Below are 22,503 nucleotides of genomic sequence, written 5' to 3' on the forward strand. Positions count from 1 at the left end.
ATGCAAGACGACAAGCAACAGGGCGTGCTCCGCCGGGTGCTGGCCAATTATTCGTCGCAGTATCATCCGACGCAGTGCGTGCCGGTCAACCAAGCCGGTTTTAGTGGCGCGCGCGTTTGGAAAGCGACAACGGCATCGGGAGAGTTCGCCGTGCGTCAATGGCCCGCAGAGGGGCTGCACAGCGACCGTCTCCTTGGCTTGCATCAACTGTTACATCACCTGCGTGACCAACACATCAAATGGATCGCCCCCCCGGTCACGGCCGTAAGCGGGACCACCTTGGTCGATGTCGGCAGTCACCTTTGGCAATTGGAACCCTGGATGCCGGGAGCAGCCGATTATCTGGTGCAGCCATCTGAGGCCAAATTGTCCGCCGCCTTGCGCGCGTTGGCCAGTTGGCATCGTGCCGCGGCAACATTCCGCCCCAGTGAAAACCACCGGCAATGGTTTGCCTCACATGATAACGCGGCATCTCCTGGAATCGGCGAGCGGTTGCGGCTGGTTGTCAAATGGAACTCAAAACGTCTCGACATGGCTTCCCGATCCGTTGAGGGACATGCCTGGTCGGAGTTCCAGGCTGTAGCAAGCCAATTGATCTCTGCGTTCAAAAGCATGGCGCCGCGTGTTGCTGATGAACTCCGCATGGCGGCAGGTCTTCGATTTCGTTTGCAACCCTGCCTGCGGGATGTTTGGCATGACCACATTTTATTCGTCGGTGAAGAAGTGACCGGCATCATTGATCCCAGCGCCTGTCGCAGCGAAACGGTCGCCGGCGATATCGCGCGGCTCGTGGGGAGTTTGGTCGGCGATGACCGTCGCGGCTGGGAAACGGCATTGACCGCCTACCAATCGGTCTGCCGGTTATCGATCGATGAGTGGGCGGCGGTAGAGCTCTTTGATCGTAGCGGCGTGCTGCTCAGCGGAATGACCTGGGTGCAATGGATCGCCATGGAAGGCCGTCCGGTCGATGACCGAGAGCGCGTGTTGGCTCGCATGACGGCAATTTTAACGCGACTGCAGAATATAGGTGGATAACGCGCGGGCGGAAGGCGGGAGCCTGCCCTACGGCTGTGTCTATATAATGAGGCGGCAAATCGTGCAGCGGGTTTTTTCGTGGTTAGCGAACGGTTATGATGAAACCTAACGTCATCTGCCCCCTGCCGGCCAAATCTGTGGAGATAGTTCCCTTGAATGCTCGAATCCTGGCCCTGTTGATTCTCGTTTGGACAGCCCAACCTGTCGCAGCGCAACAAGTCCTCGTCGAAGCGGAAAGCTTTCCGTCACACGGCGGATGGAAGCTCGATACGCAATTCATCGAGAGCATGGGTTCTCCGTATTTATTAGCGCACGGATTGGGACGCCCGGTCGACGATGCGGTGACCGAGGTCGAGTTCCCCGAAACCGGCGAGTATCGTGTGTTCGTGCGGACCATGGATTGGGTCGCCCGCTGGAAAGCACCGGGACAACCGGGGCGGTTTCAACTGCTCATCGACGGCCAACCGCTTTCGGAAACGTTCGGTACCGAGGGGGCGGAATGGTCCTGGCAGGATGGTGGCATGGTTCAAATCAAAAACAAAAAGACCACGTTGTCCCTGCACGACTTGACCGGGTTCGACGGACGTTGCGATGCCATTCTGTTTACAAAAGGGGACGAACCGCCGCCCAATGAATCCAAAATCTTGCCGAAGTGGCGCAGCCAATTGCTGGGAATTCCCGAAGGACCGATCGAAAAAGGTGGCTATGACTTGGTCGTTATTGGCGGGGGCTACTCCGGCATGGGTGCCGCGCTCTCCGCAGCGCGCATGGGATGTAAGGTCGCTCTGATCCAAAACCGTCCGGTGCTGGGTGGAAACGGTTCTAGCGAAGTCCGTGTTTGGTCGCAGGGACTGATACGTCGCGGACGCTATCCGCGGATTGGCGAAATTGTGGAAGAGTTCGCGGACAAAGCCAAAAAATCCCCCGGCACCTATGAGGAATTTGAAGACGCGAAAAAAGAACGCATCATTCGAGCGGAACCAAATATCGATTTGTTTCTCAACCACCATGCATTCGATGTAAAAACCGAAGGCAAAAAGATCACAGCGGTTGATGCGTTCGACACACACAGCGGCGCTCAGAAACGATTTCGCGGCCGACTCTACGTCGACGGGACCGGCCACGGCACGATTGGATATTTGGCTGGCGCGGATTGGGAGATGACCCCCAAAGGCCGTATGGGAATGAGCAACATGTGGGCTTGGGACGAAAGGGAGAAACCTGTCGCATTTCCACAAACGCCCTGGGCTTTGGATTTGGCGATGAAGGATTTCCCCTATCCCCGCGACCATCATGGGCAATGGTTTTGGGAAAGTGGGTTCGATAAAGATGCAATCGGCGGAGCGGAGGCGATTCGCGATTGGAATTTGCGAGCGGTGTACGGCGCTTTCAACGCGATGAAAAACCGCGACGGCGCCGACAAACATACCACGGCATTTTTAACTTGGATCGCCTACATCGGCGGCCCGCGCGAATCGCGACGGCTGATGGGGGACGTGGTGCTCACGCAAGAGGACATCGTTGATAAACGGCAATTCACAGACGGTTGCGTGCCGAGCACCTGGTCGATCGATCTGCACTATCCCAAGAAACAATATGCGGAGAAATTCGCGGACAATCCTTTCATTTCCGTCGCCGTGCATGACCGGCGGATTGATCGTGGATACGGCTATCCGGTGCCTTACCGTTGTTTCTATTCGCGCAACATCGAGAACCTGTTCATGGCGGGCCGCTGCATCAGTGTCACACACCAAGCGCTGGGGACCACACGGGTGATGAAGACCTGCGGCATGATGGGCGAAGTCATCGGCCGCGCCGCCAGTCTGTGTGTCCTGAATGATTGTATGCCGCGACAGGTCTACAAAGAGCACTGGGAAGCCATGGTCGATTTACTGAAATTGCCCGGCAAAGCACGCCGCATGACGGTCAACGACGAGATCGTTATCCCCGAAGACGCCCTATCTCTCGCCGGCCCGTTTGGCCCCATGACCGGTTTGGATCCCTCGAAACTCGAAGGCATTGTGATCGACGATAAGCAGGCCGAACAAACCGGAAGTTGGACCGTCGGCGAGGGCCTGCCCGGTTACGTGGGATGGAATTACCTGTACGCGTTCAAGGACGCCAGCATCCGTTTTGACCTACCGATTGCAAAGAGCGGAACCTATGAGGTCCGGATTGCCTATCAGCCGCACGAAAATCGTGGCAATCAGGTGCCGGTCATGATTTCGACAGGCGACAAAGGCCGGACGGTACGCGTGAATATGAAACAAAAACCACCGCTGGAACAGGGGTTCATTTCACTCGGCACGTTTGACTTCACCAAGGGCGAAAAGAACTTCGTGGAAATTACCACCAAGGGTGCCGGCGGTTGCGTGCATGCGGATGCTGTTCAAATTGTGCGGAAGGATTGATGAGTACCGCAGGGAAGGCGCGCAGTTGGCGGCGATGGCTGATCCACGCGGTCCGGGTTGCGCTGTTCGCCGCCATTGTGGTGATGATCCACCGGCAGCATGAGCGGTTCACTTCCGCCCAACAAGCGCAGCCTCAACAACCACTCAGCCTGGAGCAAGTACGGCCTTTTTTCCCGGCGGTGGCATCCGTCGAGAGTGAATCGGCGGAGAACATCGTTCGTGATGCCGCGGGCGAGCAACTGGGCACGATCCTACAGACCTCCCCGACCAGCGACCACATCATCGGTTTTTCCGGACCGACAAATGTCCTGATCGCGATCGATAAAAACGACCGATTGCTGGGTATCGAGATTCTTTCCAGCGGCGACACACGAGATCACGTGCGTCAGATTCGCGAAGATAGTGCGTTTTTTGCATCCTTCGTTGGCCGACCCCGCGCCGAAGCGGCGGGCCATGTCGATGCGGTTTCGGGAGCGACGCTAACGAGCTTGGCGATTACCGAAGCGGTGATGCACCGGTTGGGTGGCGCCGCCGAGTCTTTACGTTTTCCACAACCGCTGACCTTGGCTGATGCACAACCATTGTTTCCAACGGCAACCGCCGTCATAAAAGACGAATCGTCGCCGGCGCTCTGGCACGTGGAAGCCGCCGACGAACAGCCGCTGGGAACGCTACTTCGCACATCACCGGCTGCTGATAACATCGTGGGCTATCAAGGACCCACCGAAACACGAATCGCGTTCGATCCCCACGGACGCGTCATCGGAATCGCCTTAGGAAACAGTTACGACAACGAGCCGTACGTGACCTATGTCCGTGAGGACGAATACTTTCTGTCGCTGTTTAACGATCTGAATCTCGATCGGTTGGCGGCATTAGATTTGCAACAGGCGAACGTCGAAGGGGTCTCCGGCGCCACGATGACCAGCATGGCGGTTGCCGCTGGGTTGGTTCATACCGCTCAACAAGAAAAGCTAACTCAAGCGACGGCACAGCAACGCCAATCAACTTGGAAGATTGCGCCGCACGATTACGGCACGGCGGCGGTGATTTTGGTGGCGATGGTGATTGGCATGACGCGGCTGCGATCACAGCGGACATTGCGCATCAGTTTTCAGTGCGTGTTGATTGGTTATCTGGGACTGATCGCGGGCAATATGGTTTCGATGGCCATGCTCGTGGGCTGGGCGCAACATGGGATCGCCTGGCGGTCGGCATCCGGGTTGGTGATCTTGACCGCAGCAGCGCTCTTATTGCCAATGACCACGCGGCGCAATTTGTATTGCAGTCATCTCTGCCCGCACGGCGCCGCACAGGATTTGCTTAAGCGACGGTTGTCGTGGCAATTGCGGATTCCCAAACGGCTGGCACGGGCGTTGTTGGTTTTACCGGCATTGTTATTGGCGTGGTGCGTGATCGTGGGAATGCTAGCGTTGTCGGTGAGTCTGGTCGACATCGAGCCGTTTGACGCCTGGGTCTTCCGTGTCGCCGGCTGGGCTACGATCAGTGTGGCAGTCGTCGGCTTGATCGCGTCACTGTTCGTACCGATGGCATACTGCCGCTACGGTTGTCCGACTGGAGCGCTGCTCAAGTTCCTCAGGTATCACTCACACAGCGAACGTTGGACAGCCCGCGATTGGGCAGCCGTCGGACTTGCCGGACTGGCCCTCTGTTTGTCATTCACATAGGCAAACAAAACGCACCACGAGGATCAATCGCAGCGACCACCGGGAGCGGCCTATCCCACTTCGAGCGGAAGCTCGCACCAAGTGGCCACGCCGCTTAGTTTGCGTTGATTGTGGTCCACTCTTCGATGGTGTGTGGTTTGGTGTCGAGGTCGCTCTTCACTGCCGCAACGAATTTGTGGTTTCCGGCGCGAACGCCTTGTGCGCGAATGTGAAATTGCACTGTGCTGTCCGCTGGGAGCTGTCGAATGGTTTCAAAATCCCAAGTTCCCCGCAGCACTTTGTGCGGTAACTCGATCGGTTCATCGTTTTGCCTGATTTTTACTTCGAGCATTTTGATGCCGGTCGGTGGTGTCAGTGCGATTTGAACGTTGCGGACGTCCTGGAAACCGCGGTTATGTACGGTGACGATATAGACGACTTCATCATCAACGGCGATCGGTTCGGCTTGGTCTTGAATTCTCAAGTCCAACACGCCTCGCCCGGGGACAACTTGCAGGCCGGTTTCTCGGCGAAGTGTGCCGCCACCCGCTGCGGTCAGTTCGACATCAAACTTGGCCACCTCGGCAGCACGTTCGCATTCAAACTCCACTTGCAGTTGCAGAACTTCGCCCGGCTGCAGGTCACCCAGATTCCATGACAAGCTGTCCTCGCCCTCCACAGCTCCTTCAGTCGCTTCCTTAGGAATCAACATATCATCAAACGTCAGTTCCGCTTGAACTCCGTGGAGCACGGTATCGCTTACGTTGACAATCGTCATCGTATGCTCCGCTCGGCTACCCACGTTGCGGCGGTCCGGGCCGATGATCTCCAGTGACATTGCCTGTTTGGTGACATCCGTGCAAACTGATTTCCATACAACCTCTTTCCCGCCCGATTTGATGGTAAACTGTGCGCAGTGCCGACCGAGTTGCTTGGCCATGAGCGTAAGCGACATCGTCTGTGACTCGCCCGCCGCAATACTGCCAATGTTTCGCCGCAGTTCGGTTTCCTCCTTGCCGGGAAATTGCAGACCCTGCTCAAACGTGCAATACACGTCAATGTCTTCGGCGTCTCGGTTCGTCTCGTTGCGGATGGTCACGTCAAACCGCACGTCGCCGTCCAGCGTCGCGCGTTCCGGTCGGACGATCTCCAACAATAGTCGAACCGGCTGAGCGGCATTGTCGGTATCGTCTCCCTCGGTGGGAGGCGTGATCAACGGCGATGGTGCAAGCAGCGGCCCGGCTTCCACATTCGGATACTCCCGGTAAGGGGCAATACGTGGATCCGGTTTGGGGAGGATCACATCTTCAGTCTCTTCGAAATCCTCAAATTCCGTCCCATCCAAAGTGGGTTCGGTCAGTTGCGGTTCACTCATCGTCGGCTTTTCGACGCGCACGGTCGGGGTCTGCTGAGGCACGGTACTGGTGCTCGGGCCGTTGTAACCGCGGAATTGCGGAGCGTAAGCAGTCCGGTCCTCGATCGTGGTTAAGGACGAATTGCGACTGGGCGCAGCGCACCCACCGGCTGTGATAAGACACAGCGCCGCGATGATCCACCGCTTTGAATTTTGAAATTGTTCGGCCATGAGACGACCTGCCCGTTGCAGTTGCGTATTGTTCAAGCCAATGAAAACCGAATGAAAACATTTCCATTCAAACATCACGAAGCGCAGTCCTGCGCGACGCGAGTCGAGTTGCTTGAACTCTACCACCTGCGAGGTGGGTGTGTCGGAACGAATTTGAACATTCCACACCGGGAAATCTACAGGGGAGTTTGCCGCAAAGACCATCCCTGCGAATCGACATGACGAAACCGATCCGGGGGGCGGTGCAGGCTACTTCAGTGCGAAAACGCGACAGCTTGGACAGGTCGCTCGGCATTTGCGACCGATGCGCGATGCAGCGCATGTTATCGTTGCACAATTCACGGTGACCCGGAAGGTTTTATTGGACCTACACCGATTTGCCGAACGTGCGCGTTGGGTAAGCGGCGCCGGCAGGTGTTAGGTCAAGTCCCGCTGCCGAATACAGGAGGTAAGGCCCGTTGAGCGGCCAAATCACTTGGCACCCAATGCTTTACGTAGCTCGGCGGTTTCCTCGCGGAACTGATTGATCTTGTCCAGATTGAGGTAGGTCTCGATCAACTCACTGGTTTTGGAGCACAAGCGTTCAATCCGCCGTTTCGCCGAAACATCTTTTCGCGCCATCGCTGCACTCACCCCTCGTTCCCGGATAATGGTCAGTTCGGTTTGCATGCGCGAAGGCCCGGAAATTTTGTCCATCCGCTCTAAGAATTCATCGACGCTCTTCCAGTCGTTTGCCTTAATCGCCGAGCGTGTCCGCGCCATAAGCACAGCACGTTTGGCAACCGCGTCAATGACTCCCGCTTCCAACACGGCCAATTGGCCTTCGACGTTTAATCGTATCGTATCGTCGGGAAGTTGTATTTGAGCTTCAGCTTCCAATCCGGGAACCAGCGGGACCCTAGCCAGCGCCGACTTTCCGCTGTGCACAGCCAACATCACGGGCTTGTTCGAGCCATCGCCTGAAATGGTCACGGTCCCGGCGCGGTCAGTCATCATTGTCACCGGTTCAGGTTTAGCCACCTGTGCTTGTTCCTCGCCGGTGGATTCTTCAGTGGATGCTTCAGCGGTCGTTTCGCTTTTCTCCGGAACGATGCTGACCGTCACGCCGAACATCGGGTGGTCGGTGAATTGTTGGGACACGAATTTCAACCGCGTCGAATCGAACTTCGGACGAACGCCCTGCGCCAGTACTTCAATCAACCGGCGGCGACGCGTCGTGAGCGGCACGCGGAGTCCGCTCACGATTGTGCAATTTGCCGTCGCGCGATCCACATCCGAAACGACCAAATAGGTCCAGGGAATTTCTTGAATCTTTCGCACGTCCCCTTCGCGGGTCAGAAAACGGTAAAACGGCGTCAACAATCGGCCTGTTTTCAACGGGGCTTGGGTGGGATCGGGCGGCAAGAATTCTCCGGCGCGAATTTGCAGCGTGACCTGCTTTTCGTCGAAATCAGCGATCTCCACAATCGGCTCAAACAGGTCGCTCAACAAGCCGAACAACCGGTCCGCGATGTCGCTGCGGCGGAAGACCTGCGAGGAAATCACGTCACTCGTTTCACGCGTGGTCGTATCCCAGCACTTTCCAGCGACGAGATATCCCCCGCCGTCGGCTTGCAGGGTCAAGAAAAAGGCTTTGTCGCAATTCGCGACCTCCGGCGATTCGTGCGTGATTGCCAATCGGTCCAGCGTGGTTGCCGTAGCGGGAATCAAGCGCGGAAACTCCTCAATGGAGACGGTGCACATGCGGCCCCAATACCCGTCGCAACGGTCGCGCAATTCGGCCAAGATCCGTGTGCGGAACTTGAGTTGAAATTCAACGTTGTCATCAATGGCAACGAACACGCGCACATTGTACGGCTGCAACGTCGTGGGAATTTCCTCTTCCGATTCGTCAGTTGCACCGAATGCGGAACTGCAGAAAAGGCCAATCATTAGCGCTGCAGCGATGAGTCGACGATTGAGGATCGGCGCGTGTTTCATATCGAATTTTCGTTCGTGGTGAAGCATAGCTATTTTATGGGGTACCAAGGTTGAACGACCCACTGTTCGATTCCGTCATAGGTCGAGATCGGGGCTTCCGGCACACCCCGCACAGTCTTGCGGACGATGAGGTATTCATCAACTTCAAACAGCGGGATGACTTGCGCTTCGGCCGCCATATCACGATGCAGCCCGTGCAACAAATTCTCCGCGCGGCTCCAATCCGAGACGCGATCCAGTTCGACAAGCTTTTGCCGCAACCAGTTGGGTAAGTATTTCAGGTCTGCGATCTCGGCTGTCTCCTTGCCGGTGAGCAACGGCCACAATTCGACGGCCGGTTCGCGCATGGAGATAATACGATAGGATAAATCCCAATCATCCTCCCCAGCACTGCCGTCATCCTCAGCAAGCGTGACATCTAGTCCGATACGAGCCCAGGCGGCGATCAATTGTTTGGCAATGATGCGGCTTTCCGGGTCGGGCGGGGCCCGTAGGGAGAGTTTGGGTAACGCTCCTCCCAGTTCCTTCCGCGCGGCGATCGACAAAGCCAACGCCAATTCAATGTCATAGTCCTGCGGAAGCACCGCCGTGTCATATGCATAACTGGTTTGGGGAAACGGTGCGGAGGTCAAACGGGCCTTCCCGTTTGGCGGGGATTTGAGGACGAATTCCTCGAGCAAACGCTGGTTGTCGAGGCAGGCGGCCATCGCCCGTCGCAACGCGCGACTGCGCAGTGCCTTGTTCTGGTTGTTGAACTGGACAAGATGCGTTTTCGGCAACTGATATTTCTGCACGAAAAACGACGACTGCTCACTCAAAATATCCACATCCCGCAGTGGAATTTGAGGCAGCATGTCCACTTGCCCCCGCAGCAAACCTTGGATCGCCTTTTCCGGGGTGTCATACTGAACTTCAACAACTTCTGCGATGTGATACTGGTTGTCGTCGGGCTGCTCGGGAATAGCGCGGCGATAAGTGATCGACCGTTCATCGTGTTTCGCCAATTCGAACGAGCCGGGTCCGTTCAATGCATAGGAGAACAATGGCTCGGGCCGCAGGGGGACGTTTTCGAATTCGACGTCAAACACGAATGGGGATTTTTGCGCCACCGAGGAAATGCGGTCCGACAATCGCTCGTCGAAATGCTGACTGTCGGTTTGCATCTTGTCTGACAGTTGCCGGATCATTGGCAGCGCGACCGTCACCGGTTGCGACTCCCATGATTGGCGATAGGGACGCAGTTGAAAACGAATTCGGCGTCCTAGATTCGTTGGCTCCCATTCATTCAAGAACCCGCTGCGATAACGCACAATCTGTTCATCCAAGTAGTCCGGTTCAAACAGCGTCGACTGCGTGAGTTCCCGCTGGCGATCATCGGCGACCGTACGATTGAGGGGAGTTGGCACGTCACGCGGCTGTAAAAGTACGCCGACGCGCAATCGTTGATACCGCCGTGCTAACCGGCCATAAAGGGTCCGCAACCCGGATGTATTGGGCCACACCAAGGCTGCTTTTTCCGCCGAGGCCAACGCTTTTTCGATTTCGCCGACCGATTCGGCTGTTTGTGCTTCTTGCATCAACGCCGCCGTCCGCGCGGTTAGCGTGTCGGTCCAACGCGTCACGGTTCGATGCTGGGGAAATCGCGCCTTAAGGCGCTCTAAAAAATGCCGTGCACGGCGGAAGTCCCCCGCTGCATCAGCCTCTTTAATGAGTAGATCGGCGACGTTCGCAGTGGCATCGGTCAGCTCGGGGTATTTGGGATTGCGTTCGTGCAACTGTTCCAAATCCACCAGCGCCAGCTCAAACTTTTTTTCGTCCACTAGTCGGGCCGATTCAGCAAACAGCAACCCTTCTTCGCGAAACTGCAGTCCCGGCCATTTCGAATTGCGCTTTCGCAACACGACGACCATCTCATAGGCTTCGCTGATTTTCTTTTGGTCGAGGAATGTATCGATCTGCTTGAGCATCAAGTCTTCGAAGTAGATGATTTCCTTAATGACCCGAAAGGGAATAAAGAATTTACGGTCCGCGTCTTCGCTGATGTCATTTTTGTCAAAGGGCATATGCACTTCGAGGTAGACCAAAGTTTTGCGCCAGATGCGCTTCGCTTTATCCAAAGCCTCTCCCGTAAGCGGCTTGCCCTCTTCGTCCAAGCCAAAACTCTTTGGTTCATACTTATCGGGATACTTCAGCCGGTCCGCTAAGAACTCCAAGGTGTTCGGTCGCGGGTCGACGGGTTGAACCACGAGGACTTGATCCTTGGCTTTGAGCACAATCCAGTCCTCAGCGGGACCTTTCATCAGCTGTTCGACGGACAGGGGTTGCATTTCCTCCAATGTCGGCAGCGGTTCTTCTTTTTTTTCCTCTTCTTCCGGCGCATTCTCATCGACCGGTTGATCCGGTGTGGCCTCCGCTTCGGTCTCAGCAGTCGGATTGCTGTTTGACTCTTGCGCGGTGGATTCTTGCGCTGTGCTGCCCAATGTCGACACGAAACAAAACGCGAAGATCACCACGACAAGCGAGCTAAATCGCTGCCGAGTCCGGTGGCTCTGTGCGATCGGTTGGTCTTTAGAAAATAGACTCATTGGCCCGCCTCCTGTTTCTCAGTTTGCACGGCAATAAATCCACCATCGGGCGAAATCACGACCAGTTGATCGCCCAATAAATACGGACCGTCGCCGATCGTCTGCTGCACGTTGTATCGGTGTAGCAGTTCCCCTGTCTCAGGATTGATGCGCAGGATTTCACCATTTTGCAGTGCTGCCAATAACTCTCCGTTCCGCATGAGCGGGGTACCGGCCAGCGAGGTTTGCGGAAGCGGAACTTCCCACAATTTGTTCAGCGTGTCACCCAACTGGAAGCAAATCAATTGTTCTCGGCCACTTTGAATATACACACGGTCTTCGATCAACCAAGGAGCCAGCGGAGCCGGTTGTGGCAGCGCCGCTTTGGCGACCACTTCCAGGGACCGACCGTTGAGCACGCTCAACGATGGTTCGGCATCGGCGATGAGCAGTCGGTCGCCGGACACGACGATGTCGACATCCACGGCGTGATCCAAATGGATCAAAGTGACTTCGTCGAAAAATGACACATTGTCTTGTTCCCTCAGTTGTAAACGCGAGAGCATTCCGTTGGATGTCAGAGCAATGACTTGATCGTCGGCCAGCGGTACCAAGGCTTTCCAGGCAGCGGACGTTTTTCCTGTGACGGGCAATGCAAAGTCCTGCACGCGTCCCCCCGAGGGTGAACGGCCTAGCAGTTGCAATTTTCCGGGCAGCGGTAGAACCAGTGACTTGCCGAATTCAGCCGGGGCGATTTGCAACGACTCTTTGAGCGTCAAATCCGAATCAATGCCGCCGCTGGAATTGACCACCCACAAATGCGGCTTTTCGCCAGTCGTGTAAACCGCCATTCGACCATCGGAGAGTCGTTTCGCATGATAGGCGGCCTCGGGATCATCCTGGATCTTCAATTGCGCCAGCGGCCGCGTGTCGATGCCTCCTTCGCCAATCCGTTTTGCTGTTACGAGAAACAAATCGCCAGCAGCCGTCACGCAGACGATCGAGTTATCATTGGGGTTCGGCGCGGCGGTCGCCAAGATCGGTGCGCCGACAACAACCAGCCATTGCCCGGTCATGGCCTGCCGATCGACTCCGCGAAAGAAGACCGCGCGGCTTGCCGGAAACCGTCCAGCGACAAAGATCGAGTTCCCCTGGACCTGCAGCGGTTGTGCACACAGCCCCACCCGCATCCGCTGTTTGACCTCTTCTTCTAAATGGTCCAGCGTGAGTTGAAACTTCCGCAGGTCGCGTGCGGCCATCCACATTTGGTCATCGGGACCGACCGCCAAATAAATCGGGCAACCAATCGGAGATTCGTTCTGTGAACTATCGACATAGGAGAGCGGCTTTTGCCCATCTTCCTCCGTGACGGTAAACGCCGTGACGCGTTCGTCGCTGGAGGGAACGAACATGCGATTTCCTCGCAACACGGGTGTGTCTTTAACGTGTCCCAGCAGTTCGCTAACGCCTTGATAGGACGCGACCTCATTCAGACTTTTGTCCGCCTCGGTCACATCATAAAGCCGGAAGTTGCAGTTGTTCGCCTGACTATTTTCGATCGCCAGTAGATAAGGCCCCATGGCCATCAATGGAGCTTCTATCACTCCCGGAGCATGCCCGCTGTCAAACACTTGAATACATTCCAACGGGCGGCGGGAGAGAATGTAAATCACTCCTTCGTGCCCGGCGACAAACAGATACTCACCCGACTCCGAAATTGCCGGAGCGGACGAAATGGGTTGCGCGAATTTCAACTGCGCTGTCAGTTCACCGGTTTCCAAATCGAATTGGCACAGTTCGCCGTCGGTCGTGGGCAGAAACACCTGACCTTCGTGCACGACCGGACTTCCCGAAGCACGCGACGAGACGGCGTTTCGCCAGATCAGTTTCCCGTCTGCTTTGGAGACCAACAACAACTCATTGTTCCGCGTGTCAAACATCAACAGCGCTGGATCGGGAACCGTTTGTTCAAGCGGAAAAAACGGCGTGTCGTAGCCGATCGTTCGACTCCACAACGGAGTTCCGTTGATGGTGTCGACCGCCATGCACGAGTTTTCCGACAGGACAACCACGCTCGCGTTCTCAGATTTGTTACCGCTTTGTGCACGGGAATGACGAACCAATGACAAGACCGAAGCAACGTCCGATTCCTGTTCGGTTGTCGCCGCAGCGACCGATTCGGCTTCGCGGGTGACCGATGCTTTTTCGATTTCCAGTGCCTGTTTCATCAACTTTTTGATTTCGCGATGGGACGCAAAATCAGGATACCGCGCCAGCAGGGCGCGCCGCTCATCAAGTGCGGCAATCGCCTGCGATGCAGCCAACGCTTCTGTGATTTTTGCGACAGCAGCATCGAAAGTGTTTCGTTTCAGGATCGCGTCATTGGCCTCTTTAGCCACGCGTCCAACGCGGGCGAGATGTTCTTCAGTCTCTTTCTTGTCCACGCCGATCCGCTTGAGCAATGTCCCCGCCTCGGCAGAGATCTCTAACAACTCGGGATTAAGATTGTTTTTAGCGCTGGTTGCTGCCCCCAGCGTGATTTTTTTGATGTATCCTTCCAACTCCTGTGCGTTGGCCTCTTCGCTGAATTCCGGCAGGTCCTTCGATTTTTGGCGATACTCGTGTACCGACTGCAATCCCAATTCCCACGCCGGTGTCGAACCCGATACGTGTTGTTGGATGCGCGTTAATCCCAGTTGAATCTGCGCGTTGTTTGTGGAGGAATCACGCGGATAATTGATCAGAAACCGCTCAAACGCCTTAATCGCTTGAGCGTATTTGCCTTCCCGCTTGGACGCCGCCGCTTCCTCGAACCGCCCATCCACTTCTTGGCGGTTATTCATAAACCGGAATGTCAGCGCCAGTAACAGCAGGACCAATCCCCCGCCACCCAATGTCAGCACCAGCGGCGATTGCAGAATATTGCGTTCCCCGGGGCGCACAGCGCGACCCCCCTTCCAGGATGTTTTCGTCTTTGATTTATCCGACCCGCGATCTTTCTTAGACGACTTGTCTGCCTGCGAGCGTTTGGAATCTTTACTCGACGATCGCGTCGTCGGCAATGCATCGTCGCTCGCCAGAATGTCGCCCATGCTCAATTCTGCAACGGACTCAGACGACGGTGCGGGAACGTGTTGTTGTTTCTTTTTGCGACGAATATTTGACGGGGGATCGTTTTCTGGCGGCGCCTTCTCAGTCGCCACGGGTTCTTCTTGCAAAGGCTCGTACAATGCTTCTCGATTGGCGCGAACCGTCTCCTCTTCGTCTAATGGTTTTAACTCAAACTCGCTGATGTCCGCCTTCGCCTGATCGTCATGCCCAGCCCGAGTTTCATCGACCACAGTGATTTTTGCTTTGCCGATGGAAATTACATCGCCGACCTTTAACGACGCCTTGGCGACCTCTTTGCCGTTCAGCAAGACCTCGGAACCGGCCGCCGAATTGACCCGGTAGGAATATTTTTGCCAACTCACGCGGCAGTGCATGGGCGCAACGCTCGCGTCGTCGATGGAGACATCATTCGAAGGATGACTACCAATTGAGATCGGCATTTCCTTGGAAAGTTGGACAATGTCCTTCGGACCGGAGGGAATTCGAATTTCGAGGGCGGGCATATCGTGCTCGGTCGTTTTTGGTAAATGCTGAAGGCGGTGTCAAAACCGGTTCATGACGTGTCTTCACGTCGTGAAAATCGAAATCGGGACATTCGCCAGTAGGTCAATAAATCAGTCGTCGCCACCGTTGCCGGCCGCAAATAGTCGATCGGGGCTATTCGTCATCCTCGCCGCCGGTTGTCGTCATACGGATTTTTTGCATGCCGACTTCGTTTGCCGCATCAAACACGGTCACGGTCGTTTCATGAAAGGAGTCCGCATGGGCATTGATCACCATTTCGTGGCGACCCGAGGAGTCCATGGATTGTTGCAACATTTCCGCAAGGTTGCTGTCGGCCGCCAATGGTTCGTCGTCGACGATAATGGTATTGTCCGCTTGAATTTCCACGATAATCGAATCGACCTCCAGGTCGTCCAGCGAAATCGGTGTCGATTGTGCCCCTTCTCGCTGCGGATCGGGAGGGGGAACGGCGATTGCCTTTTGCAAACTCATGCTCGCGGTCAATATGAAAAAAATCAGCAACTGAAACGTCACGTCGACCATCGGAGTCAGGTCCAAATCATCCTCGGACGCCGCACGTTTGCGGAGCTGAAAATCCCCCGCGTCTGCTTCCGCATCAAGATACTGATGCGGCTGATACGGCTTGCTGGCACGCTTGACAGAATTCGGGGACGGAACCCGGGCAGGGTCGCCGCACTTCGGACAATTGACATTTCGTCCGGCGGCTCGCGATGTGATTTTGATTTTTTTGCCGCAATGGGCACAGCGGAATTTAATGGGCATCGTATTTTTGCCGCTGATGTCATACAGCGGATCACCAAATTATTATATTCCACACTCTGCTGAGGGAGGATCGTTTCAGACGGCAGTGGCGACTCACAGCAACCGGCCGGATTAGGGCCGACCTTTCTGCCAGTCGCGTGGCAGGTCACGGTTCCTTTTCCTCGACCGCGATGAAGAACTCCACACCTTCGATTTCCGCAATAGCGCGGGCTACATTTTGTACGTCGCCGTGTGAAATTTCGCGTTCCGCTTGAATCATCACCTTGTTCACGCCGGCGGCAACTTGTTCCTCGACATGCCTCCGCACGTCGTCGACATCCACCTCGCGGCCATCGTCCAATAAGATCGAAGCGGTTTCGTTACGTCCCGCCTTGATTGTGATGGCCGTGCTTTGATTGCCGTTGATGCCGTCTCCGTATTTGGCCTTGGGCAAATCCAATGCTTCGGAGGGGTCCATCGTGGACTTGACCAGGAAATAGATGAGCAGCAAAAACGTGACATCGATCATCGGCGTGATGTCTAAATCCGCTTCTTGCTCACGTTTGTTGGTTTTGAATTGTCCGCCCTCATCATCAGCAAGGGCGTTTCGGCGTCGTCTCAACTGTCCCGCCCTCCCGTACTGCCAACGGCGACCTCGTAGTCATCCAAAAATTCACCGATCCAATGCTGGACGCCATCCTGCAGACGGCCGATGCGGACGTTGATCAGCGCTCCGGCAAGAACCAGCGGAATGGCTACCGCCAAACCGGCCGCGGTTGTGAACAAGGCCACGCTGATGGCACCGGCGAGTTGTTCGCCCCCTTCGCCACCGGCGCTTTGCGCGAGATCCAATTGTTGAAACGCGCTGATCATGCCGATGACCGTTCCCAGCAACCCCAACATCGGAGCGCTTTTGACGATCGTGCCCACCCACGACATGCGGTATTCCAAGTCCGCCAAAATTTCCCGCTCGAATGTTTCCGCCAAACCGCGGCGCAAGCGGCTCATCGTCTGTTCTTTTTTATTCAGGGCAAAGAGCACCAATTGCGGGACAGCCTTGCTCCAATAAGCGGGCGAGTCACACAACTCGGCGACACCGTCGAAATCTTTCGTTTGCAGTTTCTCTCGGACCTGCTCCAGAAATTCGTCGGCAGCGGCGTTGGAAAATTGTTTCTCTTGGATGCGGCGCAATAACAGGATGACGGTAAAGGCGCCGTACAGGGCGACTAATGCCAACATCGCGTAGATGAAGTTGCCGCCCCAGTCGAGAATTTGAGTAAAGTCCATTCGTGTTAACCAATTCTAAGTAGCGTAAGTTCAACGGAAGAGAATTTGTCGTGTCACGACGAAATTGTAGCCGGTCCCCGCCTTTTTAATGACGAAGTAAGTCCGGCGAATCTGTTCAGCGGGACGGTTTTGATAGTCACGCTCCAACTGGGCCAGTTCGTTTTCGAGCTTGCCGGGAACAAATTGAAAGATGCTCAAACCGGTCACGTCGATTCCAGCTTTTTTAAAGAGTTGGGCATCCGCCGCGCGGCGACCGCCACCTTGCCATGTCAAATACAACCGCTTCTCGCCTTCACCGGATTTCACCCGTTTAACATCCGGCCGCGCCTTGGAGAAATTCGACACATAGGCCAATTCCTTGCCTTGAATGACCCCCAACACAACACCGAAGTGGTCGAGTCGTCGCGCGTATTCATCGAGGGTGATTTGATCGTCGTAGCGGAAAAACCAGCGTTGGTCTCGGGGCAGTCCCCCTTGGCCATCACCAACGCCCAATGCGCGCCGACCCGTGCCTGAAGCGCTGCCCGGCTTGCCGGCGTTCACCGCATCCAGTTCGAGTTGGCGATTGGTCTGCTCCACTGCCTGGTCTGCCAGATCGATCACATTGTCCAACAATTCTTGAACCTCGACCTCTTCCGATTCGACTTCGGCCAATGAGGGATCGGCAGTTTCTTCGGCGGGCGACTCTAAGAGCAACGTCTCATCAATTGCCCCATCCTCACTGCCGCCTGCCACTTCAATAAACTCCATGGCAACCGCATCACTGGCTTGCGCGGGACGATTGATGAAATGCAATGCCACCTCCCATGAGGCTGCCAGCGATATCCCGACGACCAGCGCAATCAACCAAGCTGCGACTTTATCGTAGCGGGTGACATCTAACACGGGTGCGTGAGATGGTTTTGACTTTTCACGTTTTGAAGGCATCGGCGGGCGTTGCTGCTTTGAGAGAAACTGTGCCAATGACATGCCGGTTATGGGCGGTCAATCGACAAAGCAAAATGGATTCAGCAGTGGATTACGTTTGCAATAGAGGATCGAAATTGGAGAGAAGCATTCACGCGGCAATGCTCAAGGACGAAAAGAAACACAGCTACTGTTCCACCGACAGTAGGTCGTCCTGTTCATCATAAGGCCGTACGGTCAGATACCACTTCTTCCAGCGTGCTATGGCACGTTCACGTTCTTTGTCACTGGGCTGGACCGGTAAGCCGAAACCGTCAATTCGCTTGCTGATGAATCGCAGTGCATTGCGAGCTTCGACCATTGTGTCCAGGTTCGGATCGTTGAGTGCTTGGATCAATGTGGGGACAACAGTAATGTCCTGGCTGCGGCCCAAAGCCCACATCGCGGTCCGTCGGACTTCGTCGTTTTTCGTCGACGCCAACTTGAGCAACTTATCGGTTTTGCCCACCAACGCCTTGGGGTCCCCCAAGATGACCGTTTCCACCAACGCCTCCTGGGCCTGGAAGAAATTGGCATTTTGGGGATCTTCTAAAACTGCAAGCAATTCATCCACCGGACCGGTCATTTTCCGTTGTTTTACTGTGCCGCCTTCGATTGAGGTGCTACTCAAATCATCTGGCAGTCCGCGACCACCGGCGAGAAGTCCACCGCCAATTTTCCGACGGACACGTCGGCGGCCGAGCGTCTTGTGTGTGGCCCGAGTCAGAAACATCAGTCCGAATGCTGTACTGGGACCCGGTCCGCCATTTCCTCGCCAATCACCACGCTCATTTTGCGATCGAACGAGATGCGTCGCCCCTTCACGATACCAATCGTGATTCCCCAGTTCTTCCTCGATATTCGCTAACGCCATTGCCCGTTCCAGGCTATAGAGATAGTACATCGGCCAGCCGGTCGGATTACTCACGACGAAGTTTTGGTTTAACCAGTTCAGGCTTTTCCCGATACTCACATTCAGCGCAGCACCGCCAACCGTTCGACTTGGCGCACTCTTGGTCGCCGATTTTTCCAGTTCCGCCTCCACGAGGTCAGGATCTTCTAAAACACCGAACTTTTTCCGATCGCCGGCTTTCTTTTTTCGAGCACTTGAGTCGCCGGCAAACGGTGATGCCGAATCCTTTGTGGACGGGAACATAAACATCCGGCAGATATGCAGGCTTCCGGTTCCAGCGGCAGTCATACTGTGGGTCGAACTCGATGTTCCCGACTTGCCGGGCTCATAAGTAAAACCGCCATCGTTTCTTTGAGTCGCCAAATGCCAGCGGGCCGCTCGATCAAACACACTTTGATCGATCTCGACCCCTTGGATAGAAGCTTCCCACAAGCCCAATAGCGCGTATTGCGATTGGCTGGTATCAGCTGAGTCTTTTTCATCCGGATATTCCCAACCGCCGTCCTCACGTTGCGATTTCGTTAGCCAATCGACGAGAAACTGGATTTCCGCTTTGTATTTCTCCGGATCGCTATTGGCGAACGCCATGATGTAGACGGTTGCTTCATAGATGCCTGCATGCCTCCTGTAGGGTTTGAACGTGTCCCCTTGACAACGACTCGCTAAATCCTCCAACACCTTTTGGACACGTTTGTCACTCGGTTTGACACCTGCTTTCAACAGTGCCACCGCCCCAATTGACGATCGATTGGTCTTACTGCCAATGTCTGCCAACAGAAAGGTTTTGCTCTTCTCGATCGCCTTTTTGATTTCCGCTTCAGTTGCATATTCGGCGCCGTGGCAAAGAGCACTCGACCCGACGAGCAGGACGACCAACAATAATGCCAGTTTCCCGGCAATTCGCTGCTTAAGGGAGTGGCCCAAAGGGTGGCCCAAAAATTGTCCCTGCATCGAGGGTTCCTCTAGCTGAGGGGGGGGGTGAATCGGGGGGGAGGTACGACCGGAGACGACGACTAGCGAAACGTCTTTTAATCGCAATAGGTATTAGTATTATTACCAATTATAAAATTCTACAGGCCGCTCTTAAGCATTGTCAATGACCGATTTGACAATGACGGGACGACAATTGCAGAGGTTGTTTGCTAAGATCACGACCAAGCAAACAATATCGAGTAAACCTAATGACGCATATTTTTACCAGACGCAAACTGCAGGCAAACGACTTGTAGGTAGAACGACATTCGCGGGAGTACTACACCATGAAGCTGGGATTGATTAACTCCGCCTGGTCCCAAGCCGGCCGAGAAACCACCTGGGGAATCCAAAAAACGAAGGAACTCGGGTTTGATACGATCGATATCCAAGTTGACCCATTGTCCATCGGCATCCAGGAGCGAAAGTTAATTAAGGATGAATGTGATCGCCTCGACTTGCCGATCGTGTCGTTGTGCTGCGTCGCTGTGGGGCTGATTGATTTCAACGAAAGCGTGCAACGCTTCAGCCTCGAACGCGTAAAAGCGCATTTGGATCTGGTTTACGAATTCGAAGCGGATAATTTGCTGTTGGTGATCGGCGAATACATTTGGAATCAAGAAGTGATTCCCCCCGAAGAGCAGTGGGCGACTGGTGTGAAAAACTGCCGATTGTTGGCCGAGTACGCGGAATCTCTGGGCATCAAGATTGCTTTAGAGCTAGAGCCGTTCAAACTTTCGTTAGTCAACGACGTCGACACGATGGTCCGTTTCATTGACGACGTCGGGCATCCCGCCTTTGCCGCCAACATCGACGTCTCGCATTTATGCCTGTCACACGTCGCTCCCGAGGAATTGCAACGACTCGCCGGTAAGGCGACGCATATTCACATTTCGGACTGCGACGGAAAAGTGCACGGCGACCTGCCACCGGGGCGCGGCGTGGTTGATTTCCCTCCGTATCTTCAGGAAATCAAGCAATTGGGCATCGACGGCGCCATTTCGATTGAGTTGGAATACGCTCCCAACCCAGATGAGATTGAGGCCTGGGTCACGGAAGCCTACACCCAAACCGCCAAGCTGATGCGGGAGGCGGGACTGCGGGATTGAATTCGAGGGATCAGACCAAGAAATCACCCGTTTTTCAATGATGTGACAGGCAGCCCCATTCCAAGCTTGACAACGCAACTCCGCATTAAATAGGTTGGGTTCGCTTTGGACGTCCGCGGGCAGATTTTGGGCGAATTTCCGAATCGAAAGAGTTTGGATAACGAGCAGATTCTCTAGGACCAGTTTCAAAACCAGGTTCCGTTTGTTTAGGAAACCTGCTGTTCCGTCTCAGCGGGACGCATCAGAGGGTTTTGAAGCGAGTTGTAATAAAACGCGGACAATGGCCCTTCCGCCGCGATTGTGCGGAATTGTCGCAAATCATATGAAAAACAAACGTGAAACTCTGGGCTATGCCCCTAACAGGAATTGAATGAGGACGCACATGGCAGACTTAATCCCGCCGCATGGTGGACTGACCGAACCCGTTTGCTGCACCGTTTCTGCGGACGACATTGACAGTTTTCGGTCGGAAGCGGCCAAATTGCCGCAAGTACCAGTTTCCGCTGCTGATCTGTCGACCGTCTACCGTCTGGGAGATGGGACGCTCAGCCCGTTGACCGGTCCCATGGATTCGGCCACATACAACCGAGTGCTGGACGAGTCGGTCATCGAAGTCAACGGGACCAAATACGCCTGGACGATCCCGATTTCCCTGCCCGTCACCTCTGAAATGGCAGCCACCCTGTCGGCCGGACAAAAGGTCGCACTGACCAATCCGGACGGAGAAATCGTCGCCACGCTCGACGTGACGGACGTTTTCGAATGGGACAAACCGCGGTATATCAAGAGCGTCTACCTGACCGAACGCACCGATCATCCCGGTGCGGATATGGTTCTCAAAGGGGATGCTGACAAATCTCATTTGATCGGCGGCGAGATCCGCGTGTTACCGCAGCCGAAAAACGCGGCCTTCGGGCAGTACGTGTTGACGCCTCGCGAAGTTCGCAAAAAGCTGGCTGAAACCGGTTGGGACAGCGTCGTCGCTTTCCAAACGCGCAATCCGCTGCACCGGGCGCACGAATACGCCTTGGTCTATGCATTGGAAAAACTGCTCAAAGACGGAAAAAATGCAGGCGCCTGCCTGAATCCGTTGATCGGCGAAACCAAGTCGGACGACGTCAACGCCGAAATCCGCATGCAGACCTACGAAAAGTTGATTTCCGACCGTGCCATGGGTGACGGCGATAGCGACGCGGATTTGTGGAGCAGCCGCGGAGAAAGCGTTCCCGATCGGGTGGTCCTGCTGGGACTGGACATCAAAATGTTTTACGGCGGCCCCAAAGAAGCGGTTATGCATGCCATCTACCGCCAAAACCTGGGCTTCACCAATATCGTTATCGGCCGCAAACACGCCGATGCCCCCTATCAGGACGGTACGGCGATCTGGGGTGACTTCGATGCTCAGGAAATCTTCAATAACCTGAACGGAGCCTTGGAGATCAAGCCGGTGAACGTCGGATTTGCCGCCTACTACGAGTCGCTCGGCCGCGTGGATCTGATGGAAAACCATAGCGAAGAAAAGCCGGTCTTTATCTCGGGCAAACAAGTTCGCGCCACTTTGCAGGAAGGCGAAATGGTTGATCCGCGGATCATGCGTGAAAGCACTTCCAAGATTTTGTCAGCGGCCATGCATCAATAGTCGCTTGTCCAAGTGAATG

14 protein-coding genes are annotated in these 22,503 nt (G+C 55.2%); 5 read left to right on the top strand and 9 right to left on the bottom strand.

Going from position 1 to position 22,503, the window contains the following annotated elements; all coding sequences use genetic code 11:
* The 3 genes from CA54_RS09445 to CA54_RS09455 all read left to right on the top strand — a co-directional run bounded on the left by CA54_RS09445 (position 1) and on the right by CA54_RS09455 (position 5,134).
* Positions 1-1,035, top strand: a complete 1,035-nt coding sequence (locus tag CA54_RS09445) for a phosphotransferase enzyme family protein (RefSeq protein ID WP_146370534.1) — start codon at positions 1-3, stop codon at positions 1,033-1,035.
* Between the two features lie 95 nt (positions 1,036-1,130).
* On the top strand, positions 1,131-3,446 hold the full coding sequence (locus CA54_RS09450) for an FAD-dependent oxidoreductase (protein ID WP_146370535.1): 2,316 nt from the start codon (positions 1,131-1,133) through the stop codon (positions 3,444-3,446).
* Positions 3,446-5,134 (top strand): FMN-binding protein, encoded by a 1,689-nt coding sequence (locus tag CA54_RS09455; RefSeq protein WP_146370536.1) that lies wholly within the window; start codon positions 3,446-3,448, stop codon positions 5,132-5,134. Before CA54_RS09450 ends, CA54_RS09455 begins: the two co-directional genes overlap by 1 nt.
* A gap of 94 nt (positions 5,135-5,228) precedes the next feature.
* Here CA54_RS09455 and CA54_RS09460 read toward each other — a convergent pair whose 3' ends face one another.
* The 9 genes from CA54_RS09460 to CA54_RS09500 all read right to left on the bottom strand — a co-directional run bounded on the left by CA54_RS09460 (position 5,229) and on the right by CA54_RS09500 (position 19,715).
* A complete protein-coding gene (locus CA54_RS09460; protein WP_146370537.1) occupies positions 5,229-6,698 on the bottom strand; it encodes a DUF11 domain-containing protein in 1,470 nt (489 codons plus the stop codon).
* A 471-nt stretch (positions 6,699-7,169) separates the two neighbouring features.
* Complete coding sequence (locus CA54_RS09465) at positions 7,170-8,678, bottom strand: hypothetical protein (RefSeq protein WP_146370538.1); 1,509 nt, start codon at positions 8,676-8,678, stop codon at positions 7,170-7,172.
* Positions 8,679-8,707: 29 nt separating this feature from the next.
* Complete coding sequence (locus tag CA54_RS09470; RefSeq protein ID WP_146370539.1) at positions 8,708-11,263, bottom strand: ABC transporter substrate-binding protein; 2,556 nt, start codon at positions 11,261-11,263, stop codon at positions 8,708-8,710.
* On the bottom strand, positions 11,260-14,856 hold the full coding sequence (locus tag CA54_RS09475; protein ID WP_146370540.1) for an outer membrane protein assembly factor BamB family protein: 3,597 nt from the start codon (positions 14,854-14,856) through the stop codon (positions 11,260-11,262). The genes CA54_RS09470 and CA54_RS09475 overlap by 4 nt, the downstream gene beginning before the upstream one ends.
* Before the next feature lie 154 nt (positions 14,857-15,010).
* The gene (locus tag CA54_RS09480; RefSeq protein ID WP_146370541.1) at positions 15,011-15,640 is read right to left on the bottom strand and encodes an ExbD/TolR family protein; all 630 of its coding nucleotides are present in this window, start codon (positions 15,638-15,640) and stop codon (positions 15,011-15,013) included.
* 145 nt (positions 15,641-15,785) lie between these two features.
* Complete coding sequence (locus CA54_RS09485) at positions 15,786-16,241, bottom strand: ExbD/TolR family protein (RefSeq protein ID WP_146370542.1); 456 nt, start codon at positions 16,239-16,241, stop codon at positions 15,786-15,788.
* A complete protein-coding gene (locus CA54_RS09490; RefSeq protein WP_146370543.1) occupies positions 16,238-16,906 on the bottom strand; it encodes a MotA/TolQ/ExbB proton channel family protein in 669 nt (222 codons plus the stop codon). The genes CA54_RS09485 and CA54_RS09490 overlap by 4 nt, the downstream gene beginning before the upstream one ends.
* Positions 16,907-16,936: 30 nt before the next feature.
* The gene (locus CA54_RS09495; protein ID WP_146370544.1) at positions 16,937-17,833 is read right to left on the bottom strand and encodes a hypothetical protein; all 897 of its coding nucleotides are present in this window, start codon (positions 17,831-17,833) and stop codon (positions 16,937-16,939) included.
* 166 nt (positions 17,834-17,999) lie between these two features.
* Positions 18,000-19,715 (bottom strand): HEAT repeat domain-containing protein, encoded by a 1,716-nt coding sequence (locus tag CA54_RS09500; protein WP_146370545.1) that lies wholly within the window; start codon positions 19,713-19,715, stop codon positions 18,000-18,002.
* A gap of 308 nt (positions 19,716-20,023) precedes the next feature.
* Between CA54_RS09500 and CA54_RS09505 the strand changes: the two genes are divergently transcribed.
* Together CA54_RS09505 and CA54_RS09510 are read left to right on the top strand one after the other, a co-directional pair.
* Entirely contained in the window at positions 20,024-20,845 is an 822-nt protein-coding gene (locus tag CA54_RS09505) for a sugar phosphate isomerase/epimerase family protein (protein WP_146370546.1), read from the top strand.
* A gap of 382 nt (positions 20,846-21,227) precedes the next feature.
* The gene (locus CA54_RS09510; protein WP_146370547.1) at positions 21,228-22,484 is read left to right on the top strand and encodes a sulfate adenylyltransferase; all 1,257 of its coding nucleotides are present in this window, start codon (positions 21,228-21,230) and stop codon (positions 22,482-22,484) included.
* Positions 22,485-22,503: the final 19 nt, after the last annotated feature.

Origin of the sequence: Symmachiella macrocystis (assembly GCF_007860075.1) — a bacterium.
In the GTDB taxonomy this organism is placed as follows: Bacteria; Planctomycetota; Planctomycetia; order Planctomycetales; family Planctomycetaceae; genus Symmachiella; species Symmachiella macrocystis.